Source organism: Oleiphilus sp. HI0132 (genome assembly GCF_001635845.1).
This window is the reverse complement of sequence record NZ_LWGJ01000992.1, coordinates 1-10,116: the sequence shown is the minus strand read 5'-3', so window position 1 is coordinate 10,116 and position 10,116 is coordinate 1. Positions and strand designations below refer to the sequence as shown.

General features: G+C 44.1%; 7 protein-coding genes and 2 pseudogenes. 1 reads left to right on the top strand and 8 read right to left on the bottom strand.

The annotated features are described in order from the left end of the window. The 4 genes and pseudogenes from A3766_RS11190 to A3766_RS11175 all read right to left on the bottom strand — a co-directional run. Positions 1-367, bottom strand: a pseudogene (locus tag A3766_RS11190) (NAD-dependent DNA ligase LigA); the annotation flags it as partial. A 37-nt stretch (positions 368-404) separates the two neighbouring features. Then, positions 405-1,277: a cell division protein ZipA gene (gene zipA / locus A3766_RS11185; protein WP_068508495.1), complete on the bottom strand. Its 873-nt coding sequence runs from the start codon at positions 1,275-1,277 to the stop codon at positions 405-407. Positions 1,278-1,425: 148 nt separating this feature from the next. Further along, positions 1,426-2,709, bottom strand: coding sequence for a hypothetical protein (locus A3766_RS11180; RefSeq protein WP_068642210.1), 1,284 nt, complete (start codon positions 2,707-2,709; stop codon positions 1,426-1,428). 807 nt (positions 2,710-3,516) lie between these two features. After that, positions 3,517-4,902: a chromosome segregation SMC family protein gene (locus tag A3766_RS11175; protein WP_068642208.1), complete on the bottom strand. Its 1,386-nt coding sequence runs from the start codon at positions 4,900-4,902 to the stop codon at positions 3,517-3,519. A 308-nt stretch (positions 4,903-5,210) separates the two neighbouring features. Here A3766_RS11175 and A3766_RS11170 point away from each other — a divergent pair, with 308 nt between their 5' ends. After that, the gene (locus tag A3766_RS11170) at positions 5,211-6,170 is read left to right on the top strand and encodes a GGDEF domain-containing protein (RefSeq protein ID WP_068516688.1); all 960 of its coding nucleotides are present in this window, start codon (positions 5,211-5,213) and stop codon (positions 6,168-6,170) included. Positions 6,171-6,188: 18 nt separating this feature from the next. Here A3766_RS11170 and A3766_RS11165 read toward each other — a convergent pair whose 3' ends face one another. The 4 genes and pseudogenes from A3766_RS11165 to A3766_RS11150 all read right to left on the bottom strand — a co-directional run. After that, positions 6,189-6,905, bottom strand: coding sequence for a hypothetical protein (locus A3766_RS11165; RefSeq protein ID WP_068516691.1), 717 nt, complete (start codon positions 6,903-6,905; stop codon positions 6,189-6,191). An 8-nt stretch (positions 6,906-6,913) separates the two neighbouring features. Beyond that, positions 6,914-8,098, bottom strand: coding sequence for an iron-containing alcohol dehydrogenase (locus A3766_RS11160; RefSeq protein ID WP_068516696.1), 1,185 nt, complete (start codon positions 8,096-8,098; stop codon positions 6,914-6,916). Between the two features lie 12 nt (positions 8,099-8,110). Further along, positions 8,111-9,499 (bottom strand): aldehyde dehydrogenase family protein, encoded by a 1,389-nt coding sequence (locus tag A3766_RS11155; protein ID WP_068516698.1) that lies wholly within the window; start codon positions 9,497-9,499, stop codon positions 8,111-8,113. Positions 9,500-9,513: 14 nt separating this feature from the next. Beyond that, a pseudogene (locus A3766_RS11150) lies at positions 9,514-10,116 on the bottom strand (glutamine synthetase); the annotation flags it as partial.

The window sequence follows — 10,116 nt, the reverse complement described above, 5'->3', positions numbered from 1 at the left end:
CACCATCTAATTTTGGTTCTGCAACATAACTTATCGTGGCAGAGCCGCTTAGGCGCGCATGTAGTCGAGAATCAAAGGCCTGTAAATCATCAGCAGAAAATGCATTATCCAAAGAAAGCATAGGAATCTTATGCTCAATCTGGGCGAATTTATCGAGCGGTTGGCCGCCAACCCTTTGAGTCGGAGAATCAGCACTAATTAACTCCGGGTACGCAGCTTCAATATCTTGAAGCTCCTTAAATAATCGATCGTATTCGGAGTCGGGTACACTTGGGTCATCTAAAACGTAATACTGGTATGCATAGCGTGAAAGCAGCTGGTTTAGCTCGTTTGCGCGTGAGCGCGAGGCATCGATAGATTTGGACATGTAAGGCTAGCGCTGATGTTAGTGAAATTTTCGCTGATTAAAGTTTTACTTTAGACAGCTGGCGGCGTTCAAACTCTTTAATCTTTGAGCGACAATGCTCAATAGTTTGTGGCGTCATCACACTTAGGTTTTCATCCTTAAGTTCGCCTTGCAAGTTTCTAGCAAAACACTGCGCGGTTTCGAGCATAAATTCGAAAGCTTTACTGTAATCCTTAGGCCCAGGCAGGGTCATAAAGAAGCTCACTCCAGGCGTGGATATTTCAGCTAATGTATCTGGATCAAAATATCCAGGTTCGATAGCGTTAGCAACACTAAATTGGATAGGGCTTAACAGGTCATCTTCTTCGTGGCGATGAAAGATAGACATATCACCATGATCGAGACCACAAGCTTCCAGCAACTGTTTAACATCTGTTCCCGAAAACCCTTTGTTGGTTGTTGCGTGCACATTGATAACGATAACAAGCGCGTGCTTGTCATTGTTTTCACTTGCGCTACTAACTTCGATTTCAGCAACTTTCTTGATCTTACCGGCGTGAGCCGTTTTAACTTCGATTGACTCTAGCTCTATACGCGAACCCGCATCGGCAACAATGGCTCCATCTTCTTTTACGTCATCATCGTTAAAAGGTGTATCGAAATTCAGACTAGGTTCGATTTTATCCTTAGAGGAATTAACTTCTTCAATGCCTGATTCAAGTGCACCTGAAGATACAACGCGCGCGCCACCACTGGGTAATTCAGGATTAAAATCGTCTTCAAGCGGATCACCTGCACCCAAATCGCCACTCATGTCACGAGACATCTTAAGTGAGTCACGATTGGCAATACGCATGCGCCTGTAACCATCGATCAAAATACCAACGATAATTACTGCACCGATAACAATTAACCAGTCTCTTAAATTCATTTTTTCACTTATATAAATATCAATGATGCGAGCACGCATCGAAAGGAGCTAAAAACGCCCTGCACTTAGTATAAATTATAGTTTTAAAGTTTACATTGTTTCAACAAAGTAGGATGCGAATAAATTATCTGTAACTCTTTTACCAACACTATACCTCTACCATTGCTGCGGCTTCATCAATATCAACAGAGACTAGCCTGGAAACGCCAGGCTCATGCATCGTCACACCCATAAGCTGGTCTGCTTTTTCCATAGACACCTTGTTATGAGAGATATAGATAAACTGCACTTGAGAAGACATCTCCTTTACCATTCTGGCAAAGCGGCCAACGTTTGCATCATCAAGCGGGGCATCTACTTCGTCCAGCATACAGAAAGGTGCCGGATTCAGCTCAAAAATAGCAAAGATAAGCGCGATAGCAGTTAGAGACTTCTCACCCCCAGAAAGAAGGTGAATCGTGGCATTTTTCTTTCCTGGTGGACGCGCAATAATCATGACACCAGTTTCCAGCAAGTTGTCATCAGTTAATTCAAGATACGCGTTGCCACCACCGAATATCTTTGGAAAGAGGCGCTGCAAGCCTTCGTTTACTTGGTCATATGTTTGCTTGAAGCGGGTGCGTGTTTCTTTATCTATCTTTTTAATCGCATCTACAAGCGTATCTAGCGCATCGACAAGTTCATCATTCTGCTCATCCAAATGCTGCTTTCGCTCGTTCTGAACCTTAAATTCATCAATAGCAGCAAGGTTAATCGAACCAAGGCGCTGAATTCTTTGCCCTAATTGCTCCAAAGCTGACTTCAAATTTGCTTCGTTGTCGCCTGCGTGAATTTGTGAACTAAGCGCATCAATTTCGAATCCATCCTCAAGAATCCTCTCTTCGAGGTTTTTCTTATTAATGGATAGCGCCTGAGTATCCATCCTGATTGCTTCGAGCTTTTCTCTTGCTGACTGTATTGCACCTTCAAACTTAACGCGAGCACCCTCTTCCTCGCGCAAGCTAATACTGACGCTTTCAACGGATTTTCGCGCTTCATTCAGTCGCTCTTCTGCAATTAGCCGGGATTCCAAGAGACCTTCAAGCTGCATAGACAAGTCCTCTAAGGACTCATCTTCGTAATGTTCGCTATTATTAAGCTCAGTAATTCGTTGCTTCTTATAACTTAACTCTTTGCCTAGCCTCTCAATAGTTTGTTTTAGGGAGTTTACCTGACTAAGCTTTTGCTGTTGTTCAATTTGTTTCTGATGTACTGAATTTTGCGCTTCGCGAGACTGAGCTCTATACATCTCTAGCTGAGATTGAACACGCTCTCTTTCTTCGCTAAGAACTGCTTTGCGCTCAGTGAACTCATCAAGCGATAGCAGCGCTTCATTCCAGATTTCGCGCGATTCAGCAAGTTGCTCACGATACTGTTCAAGCTGATCTAACAACTCCTTGATATCTTCATCGTTTCGTTTTAGCTGGAGATTGAATTGATCTAGCTTGGCTTTATCTGCTCCTTGCTGACCAGCTATTCGAGCTTTCTCATTGGTCAGCGTTTTAATAGATACCTCGAAAGACTCTAAGTCTTTACGATATTGATGTAGAGCATCTTTATTGGCTTCAAGTTGAAGATTAACGGCATCAAGCTGCTCCTCTAGCGCTGGAATAGCTTTCTTTATTTTTGCGATAACATTTGCACGCTCAAGAACGCCTGCCTCGGTATCACCGGGCCTGTATACTCTTGCCCATGTTTGACCAAACCAAAGGCCATCAGTACATATAACAGACTCGTGCTCCGCCAGTGTAGCAATAGCAAGCTGTGCTTGCTCTTTTGAATCAGCAACTTTGATATCGTTTAGTATTAAAATTACTTGAGACGGTGCACCTTCAACATATTGAGCAAGTGATCCAGCAAACAGAAGAACGAATTCAAGAGCTCGAAATACGGCATGAACGCCTATCTCACTCCTCTATTGATGTGCAGCGAAGTATTGAGAGCTAGATCATGGTCAATGGGAAGAGGAGCAGTTGATAGTAGATGAAAAACTATTAAGCTCTCAGCAGGAAGTTGATGACATATTGCCTAAAATTGAGCAACAACAAGACAAGATTGAATCACTAAGCGATCAGAAGTCTATCTTGCATGCAAAGATATCGGAGCAGAAAGCTGTCCTCGCTTCGCTTGTAACACTTCAAGAATCTGTCTTGGGTGATGATTCTAGCGTTTCTGCGCAAAAGCGGCAGATGGGTATTGATCAGCTGCCATTGCTGATGAATGAGCTTAANAGTNNTTCATCTACTATCAACTGCTCCTCTTCCCATTGACCATGATCTAGCTCTTCAATACTTCGCTGCACATCAATAGAGGAGTGAGATAGGCGTTCATGCCGTATTTCGAGCTCTTGAATTCGTTCTTCTGTTTGCTGGATCTTAGCTTGCTCAAGCTCTGCGCTTTTTTGAGCATTTGCAGAGTCCTGGTTAAATTGATCCCACCGAAGTTGCCAGGATTCCATGTCAGATTCGCGCATTTCCAGCTCGAAAGAGGATTGCTCAAGCTGCTCCTGAAGCTCAATAAATACCGCTTCAATTTCTTCTAGATCCGCTAGCACAAGCTCATGCGTTTCATGGTCAGCGGACAATACCTCGTCAATTTCAGCAATTTCCTCTTTAAGCCGACTAACCTGTTGCTCCTGCTCGAGCTGGCGGCTCTTAATAAACTTAAGTTTTTGCTCTAGCGCAGCAATCTCACCGCCAGACTGATAAAATTTTGCCTGAAACTTATTGAATACCTCTTGCTTGTCTTCAAGTTCAGTACGCAGCACATCCACTTTGTTTTCATTGCTATTCTTAGCAATAACGGCATCTTCTATTTCTTTTTCATATTTAACAGACAGATCGGACTTGCCCGATAGGTCCTGATCGAGAAGATCCCAATATACAAAATGAAGTTTTGCAGAGAGTAGACGTTCTTCTTTCTTGAATTCAGCATAACGTTCAGCTGCATTTGCTTGCCGTTTAAGGTGCTGAAGCTGCTTACCAAGTTCTTCACGAATATCGGCCAAGCGATCAAGATTGTCCTGAGTTCGACGCATACGGTTTTCTGTCTCTCTGCGACGCTCTTTATATTTGGATATTCCTGCTGCTTCCTCGAGATATACGCGAAGCTCTTCAGGCTTGGACTCGATTAAGCGGGATATCATCCCCTGCTCAATAATTGCGTAAGATCGAGGCCCCATTCCCGTACCGAGGAAAATATCAGTAACATCTCTTCTTCGGCACTTCGTGCCATTTAAGTAGTATTGAGAGCTACCTTCTCTTGTGACCTTGCGCTTTATTGATATCTCAGTGAATGAAGCATACTCACCACTCAGCTTGCCTTCCTGATTTTCGAACAACAACTCGATCGATGCTTGTCCGACGGGCTGTCTACCGGTAGAGCCATTAAAGATAACATCAGTCATCGACTCGCCACGAAGGTTCTTTGCCGAACTTTCACCCATCACCCAACGAACAGCGTCGATAATGTTTGATTTACCACACCCGTTAGGCCCAACGATAGCGGTCATATTGGTAGAAAAAGGAACCGTCGTCGCATCTACGAAAGATTTAAATCCGGCTAACTTAATGGACTTTAAGCGCATTGCTCAGAAAGTGCTCCAAAACTAATAAATGGGTTTTCAAAAATTTTCGCTATTATCTACGGTTCAAGGCGCTATTTCTATCAATATGTTGAGAATATCGACGAAGCAAGTGGCGACGCACTGCCGTGACGGCCTTTAGAGGCCGAATATTGAGACATTTTTTTGACGAACCGGCAAGCCGCAACGCAACAAATCGCGTCAATAGTTTGTTCAACCACATCTAAAGCATTGTTTATAAGCTGTTTTTCTGGCTTGGCCCACAATTTGTATTAATTAACAATACTGGAACATTATTGTGGAGCCATACGATGAGCGGTAACGAACGAAACGATACAACAATTGATTTTAATAAGGCTAAGATAGTATCTACCTATCGCGATCTAAATAAATCAATTAGCGACAATAACGATATTATTTCTCGCTTAACTCGCCGCCTCCAAACCACGCTAGATTGTAGTGACATCATTCATATGTTTGCGAGTGAAGTCCAGACTTTGGTGTCATTTGATCAAATGAAACATGAAGCTTCCAATCAGAGCCCTATCACAATTGGTGATAAATCTGGTGTACATTCTTGCCAGTACAACCTCACCATGGACGAAACAGAATTAGGCGCAATTACCTTTTCTAGAAAGAAGCGCTTTCTTGAAGAAGAACTTTCCATTATCGAGCGCCTGGCTAGCACCTTGGTATTTCCTTTACGAAATGCAAAACTATATCAAGCAGCACTTCAATCAGCGCTTAGAGATGAGTTAACGGGTTGCGGCAATAAACGCGCACTTGATGCCAGCTTACACAGAGAGGCAGAGCTAGCGACACGTCACAACACCCCTCTTTCCGTTCTCATGCTTGATATTGATCATTTTAAACACGTCAACGATACATACGGACACCTAGCCGGTGATAGCGTCCTTCGCGACCTTGCTGCGACAATCAAAAAGTGCGCGCGTGGAAGTGATTTGTGTTTTCGCTACGGTGGCGAAGAGTTCGTATTAATTCTAGATGATACAGATGCCAATCAAGCTTTAAAAATTGCTGATCGAATCAGGCAGAGCGTAGAGCAACACACCTACCTATATAAGGGCAAAATTATCCCTGTAACCATTAGTGCTGGTACCTCGACCTTCATTCAAAGTGAAACCCTTGATAGCCTGAAAGAGCGAGCAGACAAGGCACTATATAGTGCAAAATTGAATGGTAGAAACCAGGCAGTTTCAAGCGAGCTAAATGACACCCTAACTACCTTGCCGATAAGTCACGCACATTAACAGCCACCAAAACCAACATCACGCTTTCTGAAGTAAAAATTTCGAAATTACACTTAGGAAACCCCTGTTATCCAGAGGTTTCGCTAAGGACTCTAGACCAGCCTCAATTGTATTAGCAGGGATTCGGCCGCGACGATCATTCATTAAGGCTTCAGAGTATTCACAAGTCCATTCCGGGTGCCCTTGGATACTAATCAAGGAATCACTCCATTGAACGGCAAAGTATGGACAAAAATCACTTGTCGCTAGAAGCTTGGATTCTTGCGGTATATTCTGGACTTGATCTTGATGGCTAACAATCATATTAAGGGCATTTCCCTCAAAGCCTAAGTCATAGGCGCACTTGGTTAATTCATTACTTGAAACACCTACACCCCAACCTTTAGAAGATTTCTCAACCGAACAATTCTTTGCTAAAGCCATGATCTGATGACCAAAGCAGATTCCAAACACAGGTATCGATACTCGATCCAGACATTGCACAAACTCTACTAATTTACTTATCCAGAACTCATTATCGTAGACACTGGCTTTGCTCCCAGTGATCACATAAAAACGAAAATCCTGTATCTGTTTAGGATATTCACCTTTACGCACATCATAAGTAAAAAACTCTAAGCTATGCGAGACCTGCGTAAAGCAATCTTCAACCATACCCGGATAGTTTCCGAAGTCGGTCCGGAACTTATCTAGCACGTCATCACACTGCAAAATGGCGACTTTATAGTTATCCATTATGCAGCCTACGCCCCTTCCCCAGGCGTTTCATTTACGCCTTGAATGGCATTTCCGATCAAGCGCGCATAATCAGCTGACGACAGCTGGATAGGGTTGCCACCAGCTGAAGGATCTTCAACAGACATGGCAGCTAATTTTTGTACATCGCCTAAGTTGATACCGATTTCATCTAAGGTACGTGGTATACCAAGGTCTGCTCGAAGTTGGTGGACCCAAGAAATAAACGAGTCTGCGGAACCTCCGTCTAGGTCAAGATATCTCGCGGCGCGCCCGAGCTTTGTTTTGATTTCACTATAATTCTCTTCGAGGACATAAGGCATCAAAATAGCATTTAGAAGACCATGATGCGCACCATATGTTGCACCTATAGAATGTGCGATAGCATGCATCGCTCCCAAACCTTTCTGGAACGCTGCAGCCCCCATACTTGAAGCAACCAGCATATGCATCCGCGCTTCTAGGTTATCGCCATTTTCGTATGCAAGCTGGAGATTTTCTTTAATCAGGCGCATACCTTCAAGCGCAATACCCTCAGCCATCGGGTGGTAAGAAGGTGAGCAAAAAGCTTCAAGGCAATGTGATAAGGCATCCAAGCCCGTTGCAGCGGTAATTTTAGCTGGCAAACCTGTCGTTACGTTGGGGTCCAATATCACTAGCACTGGTAGCATCTTTGGGTGGAATATAATCTTCTTTAGGTGTTTTTCTGAATCAGTAATGACAGAAGCACGACCAACCTCTGAACCTGTTCCAGCTGTTGTAGGAATTGCAATAACAGGTGCAACACCCTCCTCCTTTACCTTGCACCAGTTATCGCCAACATCCTCAAACTCCCAAATAGGTAGCTCTTGCCCAACCATTAAAGCAATTGCTTTTGCTGCATCAAGTGCTGAGCCACCACCAAAAGCGATTACTGAGTCATGCTTTGAGCGTTTAAACTGCTCAACACCGCGGCACACATCTTCTTGATTCGGGTTGGCTGATACCTGATCATAAACATCAAACTTAATGTTTGCGCGCTCAAGTGTCTGCTTGAGTTCATCACAAATAGGTAAGCTCGAAAGACCGGGATCCGTCACGATTAAAGGATGTTCAAATCCCTTTTCCTGGCACTGAGTAGCGAGCTCAGCCAAACGACCGGCGCCCGAAATAATCTGATTCGGGTAGTTCCAGTTCCCCTCCAATATATGCATAGTCAATTACTCTCAAATAGATTTTATATGGTAAGACTTTAGTTGGATGTAATTATCAAAGCCGTGCACAGACAAAGAGTAACCACGCCCGGTATTTTTCACTCCTGTCCACACCAATTCGGGATCTAGAAAATCACAGCGATTAACAAAAAAAGTACCCGTCTCAATCTTTTCGCCTAGCGCAGTCGCAGCCTCTAGGTCATTGCTATAAATAGCTGCACTCAATCCCAGGTCACTGTCGTTCATAAGCTTTATTGCTTCTTCATCGGAGCTAACAGCCATTATCCCCACAACAGGACCAAAGGTCTCATCACGCATTACTGACATCGAGTGATCAACATTCGTCAGCACTTGAGGTGCTAGATAGGCCGTACCATTCTGATCAAGAGGGAAATTTGTGACGTCGATATTGGCTTTGGCACCTGAATCAATTGCGCCTTGAATCTGTTTGCGTATTCTTGCTGCCGCCGAAGCATTGACTACCGGACCAAGCGTCGTTGCCTGATCATTTGAGCAACCCAGGACATACTCCCGAGTAAGCTCTACAAAGCGCTCGACATACGCACTATAAATTGACTGATGAACATAAATCCGTTCGAGCCCACAACACGACTGACCGGAATTAAAGAAAGCCCCATCTACAGTTGATTCAACTGCATATTCAAGGTCAGCATCACTACGAATATAGGCCGGATCCTTGCCCCCTAACTCAAGCGTTAGGTTAATAAACCTACCTGCACATGCTTTTTCAATATCTTTACCGGCCTCGACAGAACCAGTAAAGGTCACAGCCTTTATGGAAGGTTGCTCCAGCATAGTCTTGGCTGTGTCATGACTCATATGAAGGCATTGTAACACGCCCTGAGGAAGACCCGCGTCGGCAAAAGCCTCTACAATACGTTCACCGCACAAAGGTGTTTGGGCTGAATGCTTTAGGATCACCGAGTTACCAGCTAATAAAGCTGGAATAATAGAGTTGATCGGTGTGTGTAGAGGGTAATTCCATGGCGCTAGAACTGCTACCGTTCCAACCGGACACTTTTTAATGAAGCGCTTAAACCCAGGCTTATCGTCAACCTCGTTTGACGCAAGGCATCGATCAGATATTGAGATCATATGACGGGCGCGTGCTGCAAAACTGGAAACTTCGCCTTCTGCATATCGTATCGGTCGTCCCATTTGCCAACATAGCTCTTCAGCTATAAGCTCTTTTTTTTCTTCAAAGCACTCTACAGCTAACGAACAAATGTGCTTCTTTTTTTCCAAGGGTACCAAAGCCCAGTCATCTTGCGCTTTATCTGCAAGCAACACCGCTTCAAGCATCTGCTCTTCGCCAACCAACTCTCTTTGAACATATAGAGAGCCATCAATTGGCGAATAGGTTTTCAGTTTTCTAGCCATAATATGTCTTCTAGTTAAATAATCTCGAAATACCGGTCCATTTCCCAGTCACTAATGTGCTTGCGAAACTCTCGCTCTTCCCATTCTCGGCTCGATGCAAAATGCTCTACAAAGGCATCGCCAAATAGGCCTCTCGCCTCTTTAGACTCCTTTAGAGCTTGCGCCGCCTCCCAAAGTGTTGAAGGAAGTTTTAATGCGCTGGGATGCGTTTGTGAATAAGCATCACCTACAACCATTGGTGTCGGTTCAAGTTTGTGCTCGATACCATACAAACCTGAAGCAAGCGCCGCTGCCAAAGTTAAATACGGGTTACCATCTGCCGAGCCTAAACGATACTCGACTCTCTGCGACTTCGCTGAACCAGGTATAACGCGAAGCGAGCAAGTACGATTCTCAACGCCCCATGTAGCATCGGTTGGCGCCCAGAAGCCAGGAATTAGTCGCGTATAACTATTAACCGTTGGCGCAATCAATGACAAGAACTTTGGCATCAATAACTGCTGACCCGCAACGAAATGCCTTTGAGTATCACTCATCGAATAATCTTTACTTTGATCAAAAAAGACTGACTCATTTGTCTTCGCATCGTTTAAGGAAATATGAATATGGCCGCTTTG